The organism is Mesorhizobium sp. LNHC252B00 (assembly GCF_000502955.1).
Taxonomy (GTDB): domain Bacteria; phylum Pseudomonadota; class Alphaproteobacteria; order Rhizobiales; family Rhizobiaceae; genus Mesorhizobium.
Window position 1 is genome coordinate 60,591 of sequence record NZ_AYWO01000022.1, and the last position, 16,801, is coordinate 77,391.

Annotated in this window: 19 protein-coding genes and 3 pseudogenes; 12 read left to right on the top strand and 10 right to left on the bottom strand. The window is 63.2% G+C overall.

What is annotated here, in order from left to right:
* Positions 1–87 precede the first annotated feature (87 nt).
* Positions 88–795 (top strand): pyrimidine 5'-nucleotidase, encoded by a 708-nt coding sequence (locus X744_RS147245; RefSeq protein WP_023761376.1) that lies wholly within the window; start codon positions 88–90, stop codon positions 793–795.
* Positions 796–814: 19 nt separating this feature from the next.
* On the opposite strand, the gene X744_RS147240 is transcribed toward X744_RS147245, so the two are convergent.
* Positions 815–1,654, bottom strand: a complete 840-nt coding sequence (locus tag X744_RS147240) for an LOG family protein (RefSeq protein WP_023761377.1) — start codon at positions 1,652–1,654, stop codon at positions 815–817.
* A gap of 228 nt (positions 1,655–1,882) precedes the next feature.
* Here X744_RS147240 and dapD point away from each other — a divergent pair, with 228 nt between their 5' ends.
* The 4 genes from dapD (at position 1,883) to X744_RS147220 (ending at position 4,332) form a co-directional block, all read left to right on the top strand.
* Positions 1,883–2,737: a 2,3,4,5-tetrahydropyridine-2,6-dicarboxylate N-succinyltransferase gene (gene dapD / locus X744_RS147235; protein ID WP_023761378.1), complete on the top strand. Its 855-nt coding sequence runs from the start codon at positions 1,883–1,885 to the stop codon at positions 2,735–2,737.
* Positions 2,738–2,809: 72 nt separating this feature from the next.
* The gene (locus X744_RS147230; RefSeq protein ID WP_023761379.1) at positions 2,810–3,172 is read left to right on the top strand and encodes a DUF805 domain-containing protein; all 363 of its coding nucleotides are present in this window, start codon (positions 2,810–2,812) and stop codon (positions 3,170–3,172) included.
* Entirely contained in the window at positions 3,165–3,542 is a 378-nt protein-coding gene (locus tag X744_RS147225) for a DUF805 domain-containing protein (protein ID WP_023761380.1), read from the top strand. Before X744_RS147230 ends, X744_RS147225 begins: the two co-directional genes overlap by 8 nt.
* Before the next feature lie 13 nt (positions 3,543–3,555).
* On the top strand, positions 3,556–4,332 hold the full coding sequence (locus X744_RS147220) for a hypothetical protein (RefSeq protein ID WP_023761381.1): 777 nt from the start codon (positions 3,556–3,558) through the stop codon (positions 4,330–4,332).
* On the opposite strand, the gene X744_RS1000000172470 is transcribed toward X744_RS147220, so the two are convergent.
* Positions 4,232–5,320 carry a 2-dehydropantoate 2-reductase gene (locus X744_RS1000000172470; RefSeq protein ID WP_348626175.1) on the bottom strand — a complete coding sequence of 363 codons (1,089 nt, stop codon included), beginning with the start codon at positions 5,318–5,320 and terminating at the stop codon, positions 4,232–4,234. The genes X744_RS147220 and X744_RS1000000172470 overlap by 101 nt on opposite strands.
* A gap of 59 nt (positions 5,321–5,379) precedes the next feature.
* Between X744_RS1000000172470 and dapE the strand changes: the two genes are divergently transcribed.
* From dapE to X744_RS01000000170105, 3 genes and pseudogenes are all read left to right on the top strand, one after another.
* A complete protein-coding gene (gene dapE / locus X744_RS147215) occupies positions 5,380–6,573 on the top strand; it encodes a succinyl-diaminopimelate desuccinylase (RefSeq protein ID WP_023761383.1) in 1,194 nt (397 codons plus the stop codon).
* A 3-nt stretch (positions 6,574–6,576) separates the two neighbouring features.
* Positions 6,577–6,764 (top strand): annotated as a pseudogene (locus tag X744_RS1000000175400) (transporter); the annotation flags it as partial.
* Between the two features lie 2 nt (positions 6,765–6,766).
* Positions 6,767–7,285 (top strand): annotated as a pseudogene (locus X744_RS01000000170105) (transporter); the annotation flags it as partial.
* A gap of 56 nt (positions 7,286–7,341) precedes the next feature.
* Here X744_RS01000000170105 and truA read toward each other — a convergent pair.
* From truA to def, 4 genes are all read right to left on the bottom strand, one after another.
* Positions 7,342–8,106, bottom strand: coding sequence for a tRNA pseudouridine(38-40) synthase TruA (gene truA, locus X744_RS147210; RefSeq protein ID WP_023761384.1), 765 nt, complete (start codon positions 8,104–8,106; stop codon positions 7,342–7,344).
* 130 nt (positions 8,107–8,236) lie between these two features.
* Entirely contained in the window at positions 8,237–8,746 is a 510-nt protein-coding gene (locus X744_RS147205; protein WP_023761385.1) for an N-acetyltransferase, read from the bottom strand.
* Positions 8,743–9,696, bottom strand: coding sequence for a methionyl-tRNA formyltransferase (fmt, locus tag X744_RS147200; RefSeq protein ID WP_023761386.1), 954 nt, complete (start codon positions 9,694–9,696; stop codon positions 8,743–8,745). The genes X744_RS147205 and fmt overlap by 4 nt, the downstream gene beginning before the upstream one ends.
* Positions 9,697–9,701: 5 nt before the next feature.
* On the bottom strand, positions 9,702–10,232 hold the full coding sequence (gene def, locus X744_RS147195) for a peptide deformylase (protein WP_023761387.1): 531 nt from the start codon (positions 10,230–10,232) through the stop codon (positions 9,702–9,704).
* A gap of 103 nt (positions 10,233–10,335) precedes the next feature.
* On the opposite strand from def, the gene X744_RS147190 reads away from it, so the two are divergent.
* Positions 10,336–11,607 carry a DNA recombination protein RmuC gene (locus X744_RS147190; protein ID WP_023761388.1) on the top strand — a complete coding sequence of 424 codons (1,272 nt, stop codon included), beginning with the start codon at positions 10,336–10,338 and terminating at the stop codon, positions 11,605–11,607.
* A gap of 6 nt (positions 11,608–11,613) precedes the next feature.
* On the opposite strand, the gene X744_RS147185 is transcribed toward X744_RS147190, so the two are convergent.
* The 3 genes and pseudogenes from X744_RS147185 to X744_RS147180 form a co-directional block, all read right to left on the bottom strand.
* Entirely contained in the window at positions 11,614–12,018 is a 405-nt protein-coding gene (locus X744_RS147185; protein WP_023761389.1) for a GFA family protein, read from the bottom strand.
* Between the two features lie 62 nt (positions 12,019–12,080).
* Positions 12,081–12,977, bottom strand: a pseudogene (locus X744_RS01000000170110) (cation diffusion facilitator family transporter).
* A gap of 143 nt (positions 12,978–13,120) precedes the next feature.
* Positions 13,121–13,930, bottom strand: a complete 810-nt coding sequence (locus X744_RS147180) for a transglutaminase family protein (protein ID WP_023761390.1) — start codon at positions 13,928–13,930, stop codon at positions 13,121–13,123.
* 211 nt (positions 13,931–14,141) lie between these two features.
* Between X744_RS147180 and X744_RS1000000176055 the strand changes: the two genes are divergently transcribed.
* Both X744_RS1000000176055 and sugE read left to right on the top strand, forming a co-directional pair.
* Positions 14,142–14,267: a hypothetical protein gene (locus tag X744_RS1000000176055; protein ID WP_013528464.1), complete on the top strand. Its 126-nt coding sequence runs from the start codon at positions 14,142–14,144 to the stop codon at positions 14,265–14,267.
* 211 nt (positions 14,268–14,478) lie between these two features.
* The gene (gene sugE / locus X744_RS147175; protein WP_023761391.1) at positions 14,479–14,793 is read left to right on the top strand and encodes a quaternary ammonium compound efflux SMR transporter SugE; all 315 of its coding nucleotides are present in this window, start codon (positions 14,479–14,481) and stop codon (positions 14,791–14,793) included.
* An 81-nt stretch (positions 14,794–14,874) separates the two neighbouring features.
* Here sugE and X744_RS147170 read toward each other — a convergent pair whose 3' ends face one another.
* Complete coding sequence (locus tag X744_RS147170; protein ID WP_023761392.1) at positions 14,875–15,303, bottom strand: DUF6481 family protein; 429 nt, start codon at positions 15,301–15,303, stop codon at positions 14,875–14,877.
* Between the two features lie 313 nt (positions 15,304–15,616).
* Here X744_RS147170 and X744_RS147165 point away from each other — a divergent pair, with 313 nt between their 5' ends.
* Complete coding sequence (locus X744_RS147165; RefSeq protein WP_023761393.1) at positions 15,617–16,681, top strand: LLM class flavin-dependent oxidoreductase; 1,065 nt, start codon at positions 15,617–15,619, stop codon at positions 16,679–16,681.
* The last annotated feature ends 120 nt before the right edge of the window (positions 16,682–16,801 follow it).

Genomic DNA, 16,801 nt, shown 5'->3' on the forward strand with positions numbered 1-16,801 from the left:
ACGGTGAGGTCATTTCTGCAATCATAGCGAGTAGAAGGTGTGGATAAAGTCTCTTTCAGGCCGCCCGTTTCATGCCATAAGGAGCAGATGACCACGCTCCCTGACCCCGCCCGCTTCGCCCATGTCACCGATTGGGTGTTCGACCTCGACAACACGCTCTATCCGCATCATTCGAATCTGTTCTCTCAGATCGACGTCAAGATGACCGCCTATGTCGGCGAACTCCTGGCGCTGCCGCGCGACGACGCGCGCAAATTGCAGAAGGAGCTCTACCGCGAATATGGCACGACGCTGAACGGGCTGATGACGCGCCACGGCATCGACCCCGACGATTTCCTCGAGAAGGTCCATGACATCGATTACTCATGGCTAGTGCCCGATCCCGTCCTCGGCACGGCCATCCGCCAGCTTCCGGGCCGCAAGTTCATCTTCACCAATGGCGACCGCAGGCATGCCGAACGCACCGCGCGCCAGCTCGGCATTCTCGAACATTTCGACGCTATCTTCGATATCGTCGCCGCAGGGCTCAATCCCAAGCCGGCGCGCCAGACCTATGAGAAGTTCGCCGAACTCCACTCCGTTATTGGCCACAATGCAGTGATGTTCGAAGACCTTGCCCGCAACCTTTCGGTGCCGAAGTCGCTGGGCATGACCACGGTGCTTGTCGTGCCGCGCAATTTCGAACCGACCTTTTCCGAGATCTGGGAGCGCGATCCAGCCAACGAGGATGACGTCGATTTCGTCACCGACGACCTTGCCAGCTTCCTGACGGCGGTAGTCGAGGTAACGGCCTGAAGCGTCCTGCCCGCCAGGTTCACAGACTGTAGAAGCGGCTGATGATCCCCCAGGCCTCGTCGGCGGTGTCGACGAAATCGATGATATCCTGGTCGCCGGGGCTGATCGTGCCCTGCTCGGCGAGGAAATCGAGATCGATCGCCCGTTTCCAGAAGGATTTGCCGAACAGGATCACCGGCACGCGCTCCATGCGCCCGGTCTGGATCAGGGTCAGCGTTTCGAAGAACTCGTCCATTGTTCCGAAGCCGCCGGGAAACACCGCGACGGCCTTGGCGCGCATGACGAAATGCATCTTGCGGATGGCGAAATAGTGGAAGTTGAAGCAGAGCTCCGGTGTCACATAGCTGTTCGGCGCCTGCTCGTGCGGCAGGACGATGTTGAGGCCGATCGACGGCGCGCCGACATCGTCGGCGCCGCGGTTTCCCGCTTCCATCACGCCGGGTCCGCCACCGGTCACCACGACATATTCGCGGTAGTATGACGTGGCCGACTGCTGCGAGCAGAGGCGGGCGAATTTGCGCGCCTCCTCGTAGTATTTGCTGTTTTTCTCGAGGTTCTTCTTCTGCGTCTCGTTCTTGGCCGCCCAGGCCTCGCCGCCGGGCTCGGGCAGGCGTGCGCCACCAAACAGGATGACCGTCGAACGGATGCCGCGTTCGGCCAGGATCATTTCAGGCTTCAAGAGTTCGAGCTGCAGCCTGACCGCGCGCAATTCGCGACGCGTCATGAAGTCGGGATCGTTCCAGGCCAGCCGATAGGTCTCGGCACGCGTCTGCGGCGTGTCCGGCACACTCTTCGACCGCTCCAGATCCTCGTCCGAATGCGGCAGCGGCGTCCACCCCGCCTTTTCCATAGGAGTCATAATTGCGCTACCCGTCCAAATTCTTCAGTTGCGCCGTCCCATGGCGCGGCCGCGATTGACCCTCACTGAGCCTTAACATAAGCAGGTTCCGCAAAAGTGTCCGACGGTTTTGCGACAAGAACCTGCTACATGCAAAGACCCAGGAAGGCAAAGCCTGCCAGCGGTCCGCGCGACTTTCAAAACAGGTTAAGGCGCAGCCCCTTAACAGCTTGGTAATGGAGCGAATTCATGTCGAAGCCAGATCTGGCGAGCCTCGAAAAGACCATTGAGAAGGCCTTCGAGGAACGCGACACGATTTCGACGATGACACGCGGCGAGACGCGCGACGCCATCCAGTCGGCACTCGACCTGCTCGACCGCGGCACCGCCCGTGTCGCCGAGCGGCAGGCGGACGGCAAATGGCATGTCAACCAGTGGCTGAAGAAAGCCGTGCTGTTGTCGTTCCGGCTCAATCCGATGGAGATCATCAAGGGCGGCCCGGGCCAGGCGGTGTGGTGGGACAAGGTGCCGTCGAAGTTCGATGGCTGGAGCGCCGTCGATTTCGAGAAGGCGGGATTCCGCGCCGTGCCGTCATCGATCGTGCGCCGTTCGGCGTATGTCGCGCCGGGCGCCGTGCTGATGCCGTCCTTCGTCAATGTCGGCGCCTATGTCGATACCGGCACCATGGTCGACACCTGGGCCTCGGTCGGCTCCTGTGCCCAGATAGGCAAGAACGTGCACCTGTCGGGCGGTGTCGGCATTGGCGGCGTGCTGGAGCCGATGCAGGCCGGCCCGACCATCATCGAGGACAATTGCTTCATCGGCGCGCGCTCGGAAGTGGTCGAGGGCTGCATCGTGCGCGAAGGCTCGGTGCTCGGCATGGGCGTCTTCATCGGCCAGTCGACGAAGATCGTCGACCGCGCCACCGGCGACATTTTCTATGGCGAGGTGCCCTCGAATTCCGTCGTCGTCGCCGGCTCGCTGCCTGGCAAGCCGTTGCCGAACGGCGAGCCGGGCCCAAGCCTCTACTGCGCCGTCATCGTCAAGCGCGTCGATGCCAAGACCCGGTCCAAGACCTCGATCAACGAATTGCTGCGCGATTGATCTTTGCGCAAAGCGGGCGCACCTTCCGCCGGCGCGACGATCGGTCGCGCTGGTTCAACATGGAGGGATGACATGGACTGGAAGTATCTTCTCACAAGTTTCGATGGCCGCATCAACCGTGGCAAGTTCTGGGCCGGCATCGGCGTATTCATCGTTATCGGCATCGTTGCTTTCATCCTCGACGCGATTCTGGGCACGCGATTCACCACGGCCAGCGGCGCCCAGGTCGGCATCATCGGCATCCTGTTCGCGCTGGCGTCGATCTATTTCGCCATTGCCCTCTATGCCAAACGCTGGCACGACCGCAACAAGTCGGGCTGGTGGACGCTGATCGGCCTCGTACCCATCATCGGCGGCATCTGGCTGCTGGTCGAGCTCGGCATCCTCGAAGGCTCCAGGGGTGCCAATCAATATGGACCGGACCCGCTTGCCTGACAAATCAGATCTCACCTGGCTTTTCTTCAAAACATCGGGCCGCGTCAGTCGCGCGGCCTATTTCCTTGGTGGATTGCTCGTCGCCATCATCCAGGCCTTCCCTCTCTATCGCTTCACGCTGGTGCCCGAGGGCTCGCCCGAGAGCAACATGTGGTCGTTCATCTTCTTTATCGCTTTCATCGCCTCGCTGTGGTCGAACATCGTGCTGACGGTGAAGCGGCTGCACGACTTGGACAAGCCGGGCATTGCCGCACTGATCCTGTTCGTCCCGGTGGTCTCGATTGTCGCCTTCCTTGTGTTGTGCCTGTTTCCAGGGCAGCCTGGGCCCAATCGCTATGGCCGGCGCACCAACGAGCCGGCACAATCCTGAGGGTCGATCGGACATGCGCTACCGCACGCTTGATCCGAAACTGATCGTCGACACCGCCGAGCGGCTCGAAGAGCGGATCGCCGACCGTTTTCCCGAAGCGGGATTGCGTGGCGTCGCCGCCGAACTGGTCTCGCTGTCGCGCGATTTGGCCAAGGCCGCCAAGGCGCTCGAGGCGCCGATCTGGTGGCTGCGCGGGCTCATCATTGCCGCCGTCGTCGCCGGCGCGCTGGTGTTCCTGTTCGTCGGCACCATCCTGCCGCTCATTCATATCTCACAGGCCGACGATGCGGTTCAGTCGGTGCAAGGTATCGAAGCCACGATCAACATGATGATCCTTGCCGTGCTTGGCTTCCTGGCGTTGACCCGAACCGAGGAGCGTATCAAGCGCAAACAGGTGTTCCGTCAATTGCACGGCCTGCGCTCGCTGATCCATGTCATCGACATGCATCAGCTGACCAAGGATCCGGCAGCTCTTTCGGCCGATTTCAGGCCGACCACGCATTCGCCTGCCCGCATCACCAATGCCGCCGACCTGGCGCGCTATCTCGACTATTGCTCCGAAATGCTGTCGATCACCGGCAAGATCGCAGCGCTGTTCGCGCAGTCGGTCAATGACGATGTCGTCATCGATGGCGTCAACGACATCGAGAACCTGGCGTCCAACCTGTCGCGGAAAATCTGGCAGAAGATCACGTTGATCGACGGCCGGCCGGCGCCGCAGCGATCTGCCCCGGCGACAGGCCCGGCGAGCCAACCCGCTCCGCTTCCGCCGCGCGCACCAGCGCAGTGATCCGCTGGACCATCGGCGCCGGCGTGCCGGCCTTATCCGCCAGCCGCAGGATGGCGCCCTGCAAGTCGTCGATTTCCGTCGGTCGGCCGCGCTGCAAATCGTCCCACATCGACGAGCGCGCTTGCGGGTCGATCGCCAGCATGCGCCGGGCCAGCAGTTTGAACAGGCAGTCGGGCATCCTGAGCACCTTCGACAGCAGGGATGGCCGCAGGCCGGCAATCCGCGCCGGCTCAATGCCGGACGCTTTCATCGCCGTGAGCGCCTCGTCGATCTGACCGGCCAGAATCAGCCGCCAGCGCCGATCGGCCAATTCGGTTGCCAGGGGCAGGTCCGACAGCGCCACCAGCGCGTTGTTCAAATTCATCAGCAGCTTGCCCCACAGCACGGCCTTCATGTCGCCACGGGCCTCGACCGCAAAACCTTCGACACCAAGCAGATGGATCAGGCCGGAATTGCCGTCTTCGACCATCACCTTGCTGTCGCTGGCGCGGTGAACGCGCAGCGGCAGTTCGCCATCCGGGGACTGCACGACATTGAACGGCACCATGCCGGCCAGCACTGTTTGCCCGGTAAGCCCGGCGCGCAGCCTTTCTGCATTTTCGATGCCATTCTGCAGGCTCACCACAACCGCATCCGGGCGGGCATGGACCTTGATGAGGCCTGCCATATCCTGCGTCGCGCCGCTCTTGACCGTGACCAGGATCACATCCGCCTCCGGCAGGGCGGCGGCCGGATCGGTGGTGACTGCAAGCGCCTCCGGCTTGATCGAGCGATCGCAGCCTTCAAGATCGGTAACCCGCAATCCGCCCTGCCGCAACGCCGCATCGATACGCGGCCGGGCCAGCAGAATCACCCGGCGCCCGGCGAGCGCCAGGCAGCCGCCGGCATAGCAATGACGATTCTTCTTTCCCGGTCTGCCATCCTGTCGCCCGCGCGGGTCGCAGCTATACGACATGAAAACCATAATATCGGCGGTATCGCCAGCCATGAGGCTGGCCCCCATGTCTGGCCGTGACAGGCCTTCCGCTTTCGACTATCGCTTTTGCCATGACGCTGCCGACCGATCCCGCCGAAAACCTCGCTGCCCTTATCCGCTGTGCATCCGTGACGCCCGCTGAGGGCGGCGCGTTGGGCGCGCTGGAGACGATGCTGAAGCCGCTCGACTTCCTGGTCGATCGGCCGGTGTTTTCCGAAAACGGCACGCCCGATATCGAGAACCTCTATGCGCGACGGTCCGGCAACGGCCCGCACCTGATGTTTGCGGGCCATACCGACGTGGTGCCGGTCGGTGACGAAGCCGCCTGGACGCATCCGCCCTTCGCTGCCGAGATTGCCAATGGCGAGATGTATGGCCGCGGCGCGGTCGACATGAAGGGCGGCATCGCCTGTTTCATCGCCGCCGTGGCACGCCATGTCGAGACCAAGGGCGGCCCGAAAGGGTCGGTCTCGCTGCTGATCACAGGCGACGAGGAAGGGCCGGCCATCAACGGCACGGTCAAGCTGCTCGAATGGGCGGCTGCCAGGGGTGAGAAATGGGATGCCTCCCTTGTCGGCGAGCCGACCAACCCCGATACGCTCGGCGACATGATCAAGATCGGCCGGCGCGGCTCGATGTCCGGAGCCATAACGGTCAATGGCCGTCAGGGCCATGTCGCCTATCCTCAGCTTGCCGATAATCCGGTGCGTGGGCTGATGAGCCTGGTCGACGCCTTGATGCACCCGGACTTCGACAAGGGCACCAGGGATTTCCAGCCGACCAATCTGGAGATCACCTCCATCGATGTCGGCAATCCGGCCACCAATGTCATCGCGGCCAAGGCGACCGCGACCTTCAACATCCGCTTCAACGACAGCTGGACGGCCGAGACCCTGCAGGCCGAGATCCACAACCGGCTCGACCAGGCGGCAAGACGCAAGAAGTACCGGCAGGCCAAGAAGACGCCGGTCGACTATGAGCTCGTCTGGCGCGACCGGCCGAGCCATGTCTTCCTGACCCGCGATGACAGACTGGTCGAGACGCTTCGCGGCTCGATCAAGTCGACGGTCGGCAAGGAGCCGACGCTGTCGACTTCCGGCGGCACGTCCGACGCGCGTTTCATCAAGGACTATTGCCCGGTGGTCGAGTTCGGGCTTGTCGGCAAGACCATGCATATGGTCGACGAGCGTGTCGCCATTGCCGATCTCGAAACGCTGACGCAAATCTATCAACGCTTCATCGAAGACTGGTTCGGGCAGGGCTAGGGCATGCTTTCGGCTGATGAAACCCAAGCTTCGCTGACGGGCGCCTGGCGGCTCATGCTCGGCAAGGCTGACGGCTTGCGCCTGCTCGACCTGTCGGCCGACGGCTTCTGGAATTCCTTTTTCGCCATTGTCGTTGCAGCACCGGCCCTGATAGTCGGCTGGGTCGGCATCGCCAACGAGATCGGCGATCCNCTTTTTCGCCATTGTCGTTGCAGCACCGGCCCTGATAGTCGGCTGGGTCGGCATCGCCAACGAGATCGGCGATCCAGACGCTTTCGCGGGGCGCTTCAGCATGCTGGTGCGTCTGGCGACCGTCGACATCGGCTCCTGGGTGCTGCCGCTGGTCGTTCTGGCCCTGGTCGCGCCGCGCGCCGGCATTGGCGGCCGCTTCGTCCACTATGTCGTCGCCAGCAACTGGGCCTCGGCCATTACTGCCTGGCTGATGCTGCCCTCGGCGCTGATCCGGCTTTTTCTATCGTCAGCGAGCCAGGTTTCAAGCCTTGTGTCGCTGTTGTTGTTTGCCCTGTCGATGGTGCTGACCTGGCGAATGACCAACGCCACAATTGGCAAGGGGCCCGCCATTGGCACCGCCGTTTTCGTCGGTATGTTCCTCGCGTCGCTGTTGGTGCTGTTCGGCCTGCAGACGCTACTCGGCATCGCCGTGCCGGATGATGTCGGGTCCCAGAGCCTTTCCGGGTTCGTCCCCGGGTAGAGCCTTCCGGACTCTACCCCAGACAGAGCCCTTCGGGCCTCTATCCCGGAGAGCCCCTATCCTGCATAGTCGATCTCAGGATAATCGACACCCACCAGAAACAGCCCGTCGGGCGGCGCCACCTGGCCGCAGGCGGCGCGGTCGTGCGCCTCGAGCGCTGTTTTCAGGTCGGCCGCGGTCCAGCTGCCTTCGCCGACTCGCTTGAGGGAACCGACCATCGAACGCACCTGATTGTGCAGGAAGGAGCGCGCCGAAGCCCTTACCTCGATCACGTCATCTTGCCTGCTCACGTCGAGCCGCTCCAGCGTCCTGATCGGGCTGTTGGCCTGGCACTGGGTCGAGCGGAAGGTGGTGAAGTCATGCCGTCCGACCAGGACCTTTGCCGCTTCGTGCATGGCGCCCGCGTCAAGCCGTTTCGGCACCCACCACACTTTGCCCTTGTCGAGTGCGGCCGGCGCGCGGCGGTTGAGGATACGGTAGAGGTAGTGGCGGCCGGTGGCCGAGAATCGCGCGTCGAAGCTGTCGGAGACGACCGTTGCCTTGAGCACGGCGACGCGCGCGCCGGCCGCCTGCAGATGGGCGTTGACGGCATCGCGCACCTTGTCGTTGGGCCACGCCTTGACGAGGTCGACATGCGCAACCTGGGCGGTGGCATGCACGCCGGCATCGGTGCGGCCGGCGGCGCGCAGCCGGGCCGCTTCGCCGCAGAATTTTTCGATCGCCTGCTCGATCGCCTGCTGCACCGAAGGCTGGTCCGCCTGGTGCTGCCAGCCGGCAAACAGGCTGCCGTCATATTCGATGTCGAGGCGAAAACGCGGCATGCTAGGGCAAGACGCCGAAAAGTGTGAAGCGGTTTTCGGACGACATCATGCTCGATCTCTTGGATTAGAGACGGATTCAGATTTCAGGTGGATTCGACCTGAAATCATCCGGCTCTAGGGCTGTTGCCGCCTACGCGGCGAGTGCCGAGCCGAAGGCCGACGCGTAGACCAGTTTGCCGGCTTCCGGAGCATCGCCCCAGGCCAATGCCTGCAGAGCCTCGCTTTGATACTCGCTCTCGAACTTTTCGGCGCGGGCGTGACTGTAGCCGAAACGGCTGTAATAGGCCGGATCGCCCAACACCACGGCCAGTGTCTCGCCGGTGTCCTTGAGGCGGATATGCGCCTCGCGGATCAGCGCGCCGCCGATACCGCTGCCATGGAACGAAGGCTCCACCGCCAACGGCGCCAGCGCCACGGCCGCGAAGTTCTTGCCGCCGCTTTCGACGAACAGCCGGGAAAACAGGATGTGGCCGACCACCTGGCCGTCTTCTTCCGCCACCAGTTCGGCGACGACGTCGCCGCCGGTCACCAGCGCGTCGACCAGCCCGGCCTCCGCCTGCTGGCCAAAAGCGTGCTCTTCGACGAGGCGAATGGCCTCGCGATCCCGCGGCGTCGCCGCGCGTATCGACATCATGCTCATGAGAATTTCATTCCTTTTTCGATCTTGGCCCCGCGCAGGAACTCCTGCGCGGCAGCAGGCCTTCCGCCCGCCCGTTGAACTTCGACCAGCCTGATCGCGCCTGCCCCGCAGGCGACAGTCAGCCGGTCATCGAGAATTCCTCCCGACTCGCCCAAATCTTCCGAAAGCGACAGGCCTTGCGATAGCGTCGAGCGAAGCAGTTTCAGCCGTTCCGGGCGGCCGCCAATTTCTATCTCCGACCAGGCGCCGGGAAAGGGCGACAAGCCACGAATATGATTGTGGACCTCGCTCGCCGGGCGAGTCCAGTCCACGCGCGTCTCGGATTTATCGACTTTCTTGGCGTAGGTCACCCCTTCCACCGCCTGGTCGGCAAATGTCAGCGTGTTCCTTTCCAGTCGGGCCAGCGCTTCCACCATCAGGGTTGCGCCGACGCTCATCAATCGATCGTGCAGATCGCCGGCTGTCATATCGGGCTCGATGGCGCATTTTTCAACCAATCCGACCGGACCGGTGTCCAGACCCTCTTCCATGCGCATCACCATCATGCCGGTTTCGCTGTCGCCGGACATGATGGCGCGCTGGATTGGTGCAGCCCCCCGCCAGCGCGGCAAAAGCGAGGCATGGCCGTTGATGCAGCCAAGCCGGGGCGCCTCCAGAACCGCCTTCGGCAGCAGCAGGCCGTAGGCGACCACCACGGCTACATCGGCCCGCAAGGCCCGGAAAGCGGCCTGCTCGGCCTCACCTTTGAGCGAAGTCGGTGTACGCGCCTCGATGCCCAGCCGCTCCGCTTCGCGCTGCACCGGCGACGGCGTCAGTTCCAGCCCGCGCCGTCCGGCGGCGCGCGGCGGCTGGGTGTAGACGGCTGCGACTTCATGTCCGGCCTCGGCGATGGCGCGCAACGTCGGCACCGAAAACTCCGGCGTGCCCATGAAGATGACGCGAAGGGGCATTTCCCCTATCCCACCAGCTTGCCCGGCGCCTTGTCTCTGGCGAGCTTCTTGAATTTCTTCACAACCATGTCGCGCTTCAGCTTCGAGATATGGTCGATAAACAAGACACCATTGAGGTGGTCGATCTCATGCTGCAGGCAGGTCGCCATCAGGCCCTCGGCCTCCATCTCCTGCAATTTGCCGTCACGGTCGAGATACTTGACCCGCACGGCGGCCGGGCGCTCGACCTCGGCATAATAGTCCGGGATCGACAGGCAGCCTTCCTCGTAGACGGACCGCGCATCGGCGCTCTCCAGGATTTCCGGGTTGATGAAGACGTGCGGCGCCGGCTCCTCGTCTTCCTTGGCGAGATCGATCACCAGCATGCGCAGCGGCTCGCCGATCTGGATTGCGGCCAGCCCGATGCCGGGCGCGTCATACATGGTCGCCAGCATGTCGTCGGCTAAATTGCGCAAAGGCGCGTCGACACGCTCCACCGGCTTGGAAACCTGGCGCAGGATGGGATCGGGAAGGATGATGAGCGGCTTGATCGGCATGGCGCTCCACCTAAGACCTCCAGCGAAAAGCGTCAACCGTTGCGCGCGAAGCTCGTTCACGTTTTGATCTGTGCGATCAGGGCGAATCGTTTATGCTGTCCACATGAATGATCTGAGCACCATCCTTTCGGAACCTGTCGCCCGGCTTGGCGCCACCACGATCACACTCGGCCATGCGCTGGCCTTCGGCGCCTTGCTGGTTCTCGGCCTGTTCGTGGCGCTCGTTGTCGCGCTGTGGCGGTCGGCCAAAGCGCGCGCAGTCGCTGCCGCCGAAGCCGCCGATCATGCCCGCGACGCCGAGGCGCGAATGGCCGGCATTCTGCAAAGCCAGGCCGAGATGCAGGGCCGCATGGGCGCCATCGCCGAAGTGTTCGGGGCGCGGCAAGCGGAATTGACGCAGTCGATCGGCCAGCGTCTCGATGCCATGACCGGCAGGCTCGGCCAGACCATGACCGAGCAGACGAAATCGACGCATGAAAGCCTGGCCAAATTGCAGGAGCGGCTGGCGATCATCGATGTCGCGCAAGGTAACATCCAGTCGCTCGCCGGCCAGGTCGTGCAGTTGCAGGCGATACTCTCCAACAAGCAGACGCGCGGCGCCTTCGGTCAGTCGCGCATGGAGGCGATCGTCGCCGACGGCCTGCCGCACGGCGCCTACGAATTCCAGGCGACGCTGTCGAACGGCAGCCGGCCCGACTGCCTGGTGAAGATGCCGAACGGCGCGCCGTCGCTTGCCATCGACGCCAAGTTTCCGCTGGAAGCCTGGAACGCCATCCGCGCCGCCGATGGCGCCGACCTGCAGAAGGTCGCCTCGCAGGCATTCCGCCGCGACATCGAGATCCATGTCCGCGATATCTCGGAAAAATACCTGATCCAGGGCGAGACCCAGGACACCGCCTTCATGTTCGTGCCTTCGGAATCGGTGTTCGCCGAGATCCATGAGAATTTCGAGGCGATCGTCCACAAGGCGCATCGCGCCCGTGTCGTCATCGTCTCGCCGTCGCTGCTGATGCTGTCGATCCAGGTTATTCAGGCGATCCTCAAGGACGCCCGCATGCGCGAACAGGCGCACCTGATCCAGGGCGAGGTCATCCGGCTGATGGAGGATGTTGCGCGTGTCGATGAGCGGGTGCGCAAGCTGCAGGTCCATTTCGGCCAGTCCGCCAAGGACATCGACGACATCCTGGTTTCTACTTCGAAGGTCACCAAGCGCGGCCAGAAGATCGAGGCGCTGGAGTTCGGCGCGCAGGCCGACGGCGAAGCCGCGGCGGACGCCGCGTCGCGGCCTCCCGCTGCAAAGGCTGACACGGGCGCTCGCGTTGCCGATTCGAAGACCGGGCAGCTCAGGCTGAGGGTCGTCGAAGGCGACGATTGAACAGCGCTACTGCTCCTCGACGGTGGTCATGTCCTGAAATTCCGGCAGCCAGTGCAATGCCGAGCGGTGCCAGTATTGCATCCGGGGAACCAGTTCATCGCGCTGCCTCGCCGTGCCGACCCGGATGCCATAGACTTTCGGCCCGTCGCCAACCGATGTGGCGTATAGATGCGAGCCGCACTCGCCGCAAAAGGCCTGCGCGCGCTTGGCGCCGCTCGATCCTGTCTTGATGTAGATTTTCGGCGTACCCTTGGTGATGCGGTAGTTGCTTTCGAGCGCCGGAACCGTCACGCGAAAAGCCGTGCCGGTCAGTTGCTGGCAGTCCGTGCAGTGGCAGATGTTCGTCTTTTCAGGATCGACCTCCGCCTCGTAGGTGATGGCGCCACAATGGCAGCCGCCGTCGATTTTCATCTTCGTTCCTCCAAAGTGTTGTTAATCTTAGCGAGGCAAGACCGTGAGGCAATGGCGCAACGCTAATCCGGCGCCGGATTGGATGCGGTCTCGATCAGCTTGCGCCGCTTTTCCCAGGTGCCGGTGGTCTGCGGCTTGACGAACNAGACGTGTGCTCTTCCGATCTACTCGATGCTCAGCCCGGCAACGATCTCTGCCGGCCCCATATGGACGGTCAGAACGCCGTTCGCCCGCTGCACCGCCGGATCTTGTTGGGCGATCGCCAGCACCTGTCTCTGCACCTCGGGCGAGGCCGGCTCCCCGATCAGTAGGCCCTTGCTTTCGCGGGCCAGGAAAATTGCCGTCGCGCCAAGGATCAGCCCAATGCCGATCGAGGCGGCGCCGTCGAGTTCCGGCATCCCCAGCAGTTCCGCCGCCAGGATGCCGGCGAAGGCGACGATCAGGCCGAGAAGGGCCGCACTGTCCTCGAACAGCACGGTGTAGACGCTCGGATCCTTGCTCGACTGCACGGCCCGCAGCCAGCCTTCCTTGCCCTTCTGATTGCGGAACTCCTTCAGCGCCACCAGCCAGGAGCTGCCTTCGAACAGGAAGGAAAGGCCCAGGACGAGATAGTTCACCTTGACGTTGGCGACCGGTTCCGGCGCCATGATGTGGATCACGCCCTCGTAGAACGATACCCCGGCGCCCACGGCAAAGACGAGAAGTGCGACGATGAAACTCCAGAAATACAGTTCGCGGCCGTGACCGAGCGGATGCGTGTGGTCAGCCGGACGGGCGGCGCGATGCATGCCGTAGAGCAGCAGGCTGCCATTGCCGGTATCGACCAGCGAGTGCACGCCTTCCGACAGCATCGCCGAACTGCCGGTGAAGAAGGCGGCGGCGAACTTGGTCAGCGCGATGGCGAGATTGCCGGCCAGCGCCGTGTAGATCACCCGTTTTGAGCCGCCATGCGCAGCCATGGTGTGTGGTCCCGTTAGATGCGCACCCAGCCTAAGGCCAGAGGCAGAAGCTCCACAGACATCACAATGCACGAACCGCAGGCTCGTTCAAAGCTGGCGTGCGTCAAAGACAGTGCTGGACAGATTGGCCGGCAGGAAGCGGGCTAGTCGACGATCTCGCTGGTCCACACCTTGAACCCGGCGAGCGTGCCCGGCCCGAAAATATGGGTCAGCGGCACATCGGCGGCGTCACGGCCGGAGGCGATCAGGATGCGGCCGATGCGCGGTGCGTTGTTGCGCGGATCGAAGGCATGCCAACGGCCGCCGAGATAGACTTCCATCCAGGCGCAGAAATCCATGCTCGCCCATGGCTTTGGCATGCCGATGTCGCTGATGTAGCCGGTGCAGTAGCGCGTCGGGATGTTGAGTGCCCGGCAGAATGTGACGGCGAGATGCGCATAGTCTCGGCAGACACCGCTCTGTTCGCGGTAGGCCTCCGCAGCGCTACGTGTCGGCCGAGCATTGCCGTAGTTGAAGACGAGATGATTGTGGACGAAGTCGCAGACCGCCTGGACGCGTGGAACGCCGAGCGGCGTTTGCCCAAACAGCCGCCACGCTTCATCAGCCAGAAGGTCGCTCTCGCAAAATCGGCTGGGCAGCAGGAACAGCAGCGTGTCCGCCGGCAGGTCGCGCACCTCGTGCTGCCAGGCCATCAGGTCGCCCTTCTCGAAGGTGCCGGGATCGCGGATCACCGCGTCTGTGCCGAAGGTGAAACGCCCAGGCGGCGCGACGAACCGGTTGCACCAGTTGCCGAAACTGTCGCGGTAGCTCTGGATAGGCACCGGCGGGTTGGAGACCAGGAAATCCGGCCGCTCGAGATCGGAGGCACGGGAATAGTGGACATTCAGCATCGCGATGAGCGGCGTTTCCTGCGGAAAGTCGAAGCTCATTTCGCAGCCGATGTGGATTCGCATTTTCGTCCTGACCGGCCTGCCTGACGATCACCCGGCGACGGCACGGTTGATGCTGCAGTGCGAAAATAACCATGGCACGGACGGCCAGGGTTTACGAGCAAATTAGAAACCGGTTGAAAGCGATCCGCTGACGGCGGCAGCAGTCGCTAACCCCTTGCAGTCGGGCGGTTCTCTTGTTTCACTTCGCTTCCCGCAATCGGAGGAACGAATCATGGCTAAAGGTGCGATGAAGGCAGGCAAGGAAGCCCGCAAGCCGAAGAAGGACGCCAAGAAACCCGCTCCCGCTCCGGCCCTGAAGGCGCCGCCTGTCAAGGCGATGAAGCTTAAGGACAAGTAGGTCCGGGCCATCCGCATTGGAATAGGATTACGATCGGCAACGCCGTTGCCGATCGTTGGTGATCGAGCGCCCGAAATTCCAATGTTGGCACGGCGGGGACGACCTCGCGCTTCCCCAAATCCGGACGGGACGACCCGTCATTGCTTGATTGATTGATCGTCGGGCACCCGAAGATCACTTTTCGGTCCGATGCTCTGATGGAGCGTTGTCGATGTCTTGGATTCTTCTCTTTGTTGCCGGCCTGTTCGAGATCGGCTGGGCAATCGGCCTCAAATACACTGATGGCTTTTCGAAGCTGGTGCCGACCATGCTGACCGTTGCCTCGATGATCGTCAGCCTCGCCTTGCTCGGCCTGGCGCTGAAGACGCTGCCGGTGGGTACCGCCTATGCGGTGTGGACCGGCATCGGCACCGTCGGTACGGCACTGCTCGGCGGCTGGCTGCTCGGCGAGCCGGCCACGGCGATCAGGCTGGCCTTCATCGCGCTCATCGTCTGCGGCATCATGGGACTGAAGTTCGCCGCCTGACCGCAACGGCGGACAAACGCGTTCAGGGTCGCTGCAAGGCGACCCTGATTCTTGAAGCTGATTGCTTCGGCAGTTTTGAGGCTAGCGGGCGGAGAAGCCCGGAGGCGTCCTGCCGGTACGCTGCTTGCGCGCCGCATAACGCGCGTCGCGCTTGGCCTTGCGTTCGGCTTCGTCGGCCAGAAAACGGGCGATGCGCTCGTTCTCTTCGGATTCCCGAATCTTGGCCTCGGCCTGTGCGGCTTCCTCGGCGGCGATACGTGCTGCCTCGGCTGCTGCCTCGCGCTCGGCCTTCTCAACCGCTTCGCGTGCCAGCTTTTCCTGCTTCAGCCGGGCCTTTTCAGCCTCGCGGATTTCGCGGGCCGCTAGGATCGCCTTGCGTTCGGCCTGCCGCGCCAGCACTGCGGGATCATCCGCAGCCGGCTTTGCCTTGAAGCGCTCGAGGAGCGCCTTCTTTGCCTCGTTTGCGGCGTTGCGCCGCTCGAAAACGTCTTTTTCCCTGTAGATAGCCAAGTCCACTTCCCTGGAGTCAATTCGCGACGCTTACATACGCGCGAAAACCGAGAGTTCAAGCGCCAAAACGGCATGGCAGCCATGAAATTATTGGCTGTTGCAGCCGGGAGACGTCTTTTCGGCCGAAACCGGCATGCACTGTTCACCGTCCGCCCCTCTGGCGGCGCGGCGGGTCGGTCGCTACGTCTAGAGCGATTCACCAGAAACGGTGAACCGCGCTTTATCTCTGTGTTGACGCAATTCCGGGCGGAAATCCGCCTCACACTTTTCCTGGGATTGCTACGCGACCAACCCAACAGCAGGATGACACTTAATGGAACTCGGTCTCTACACCTTCGCCGACGTCAGCCCGCAGCCGGGTCCGGGCGCCATCGGCCCGCATGAGCGGCTGCGCAACCTGATCGAGGAGGTCGAACTGGCCGATCAGGTCGGTCTCGACGTCTTTGGCCTCGGCGAGCACCACCGGCCCGATTATGCGGCCTCAGCGCCGGTCGTAGCCCTGGCCGCAGCCGCCGAGCGCTCGAAGCGTATCAAGCTGACCAGCGCGGTCACCGTCCTGTCTTCCGATGACCCGGTGCGCGTCTTCCAGCAGTTCGCCACGCTCGATCTTCTGTCGGGCGGCCGCGCCGAGATCATGGCCGGACGCGGCTCGTTCATCGAATCCTTCCCGCTGTTCGGCTACAACCTCGAGGACTATGACGAGCTGTTCGCCGAAAAGCTCGACCTGCTGCTCGCCATCCGCGATAGCGTGAAGGTCACCTGGTCCGGCAATCTGCGCGCGTCGATCAACGATCGCGGCGTTTATCCCCGGCCCTTCCAGGACAGGCTGCCGGTCTGGATCGCCATTGGTGGGACGCCACAGTCTGCCGCCCGCGCTGGCGCACTCGGCCTGCCGCTGGCGCTCGCCATCATTGGCGGCGAGCCGGCACGGTTCGCGCCGCTGTTCGATCTCTACCACGAGGCCGCCAGGCGCGCCGGCAGCGAATCGGCTGATCTCGCCACCAGCATCAACGTGCATGGCTTTATCGGCGAAACGACCGAGCAGGCGGCCGACGATTTCTATGGACCCCAGGCGGAAGTGATGAACCGCATCGGCCGCGAGCGCGGCTGGGGTCCGACATCGCGGGCGCATTTCGACCAGTCGCGCGGTCCCAACGGCGCACTGTTCGTCGGCAGCCCCGAGCAGGTGGCCGAGAAGATCGTCGCCCAGCACAAGATCTTCGGCAACGACCGTTTCCTGCTGCAGATGGCGATCGGCACCATGCCGCATGCCAAGATCATGAAGGCGATCGAACTCTACGGCACCAGGGTGGCGCCGATCGTGCGCAAGGAAACGGCGAAATCCGCGCCGGCGCTGGCGGTGCCCGTCGAAAAGTAGGTCGGCCCCGATCTCCCCTGACGAAACCAGGTGGAATGGCGGGCATGAAGCCGATCGCCACGGGGTACGTTCCAATATCCATGACCATGGCCGGAAACGGCTCGTGCTGTCGCGACATGC

Bases quoted from the DNA above. Each gene is read 5' to 3' on its own strand.
- X744_RS147245 (WP_023761376.1), top strand. From the start codon at position 88: ATGACCACGCTCCCTGACCCCGCCCGCTTCGCCCATGTCACCGATTGG.
- X744_RS147240 (WP_023761377.1), bottom strand. From the start codon at position 1,654: ATGACTCCTATGGAAAAGGCGGGGTGGACGCCGCTGCCGCATTCGGAC.
- dapD (WP_023761378.1), top strand. From the start codon at position 1,883: ATGTCGAAGCCAGATCTGGCGAGCCTCGAAAAGACCATTGAGAAGGCC.
- X744_RS147230 (WP_023761379.1), top strand. From the start codon at position 2,810: ATGGACTGGAAGTATCTTCTCACAAGTTTCGATGGCCGCATCAACCGT.
- X744_RS147220 (WP_023761381.1), top strand. From the start codon at position 3,556: ATGCGCTACCGCACGCTTGATCCGAAACTGATCGTCGACACCGCCGAG.
- X744_RS1000000172470 (WP_348626175.1), bottom strand. From the start codon at position 5,320: ATGGCTGGCGATACCGCCGATATTATGGTTTTCATGTCGTATAGCTGC.
- dapE (WP_023761383.1), top strand. From the start codon at position 5,380: ATGACGCTGCCGACCGATCCCGCCGAAAACCTCGCTGCCCTTATCCGC.
- truA (WP_023761384.1), bottom strand. From the start codon at position 8,106: ATGCCGCGTTTTCGCCTCGACATCGAATATGACGGCAGCCTGTTTGCC.
- X744_RS147205 (WP_023761385.1), bottom strand. From the start codon at position 8,746: ATGAGCATGATGTCGATACGCGCGGCGACGCCGCGGGATCGCGAGGCC.
- fmt (WP_023761386.1), bottom strand. From the start codon at position 9,696: ATGCCCCTTCGCGTCATCTTCATGGGCACGCCGGAGTTTTCGGTGCCG.
- def (WP_023761387.1), bottom strand. From the start codon at position 10,232: ATGCCGATCAAGCCGCTCATCATCCTTCCCGATCCCATCCTGCGCCAG.
- X744_RS147190 (WP_023761388.1), top strand. From the start codon at position 10,336: ATGAATGATCTGAGCACCATCCTTTCGGAACCTGTCGCCCGGCTTGGC.
- X744_RS147185 (WP_023761389.1), bottom strand. From the start codon at position 12,018: ATGAAAATCGACGGCGGCTGCCATTGTGGCGCCATCACCTACGAGGCG.
- X744_RS147180 (WP_023761390.1), bottom strand. From the start codon at position 13,930: ATGCGAATCCACATCGGCTGCGAAATGAGCTTCGACTTTCCGCAGGAA.
- X744_RS1000000176055 (WP_013528464.1), top strand. From the start codon at position 14,142: ATGGCTAAAGGTGCGATGAAGGCAGGCAAGGAAGCCCGCAAGCCGAAG.
- sugE (WP_023761391.1), top strand. From the start codon at position 14,479: ATGTCTTGGATTCTTCTCTTTGTTGCCGGCCTGTTCGAGATCGGCTGG.
- X744_RS147165 (WP_023761393.1), top strand. From the start codon at position 15,617: ATGGAACTCGGTCTCTACACCTTCGCCGACGTCAGCCCGCAGCCGGGT.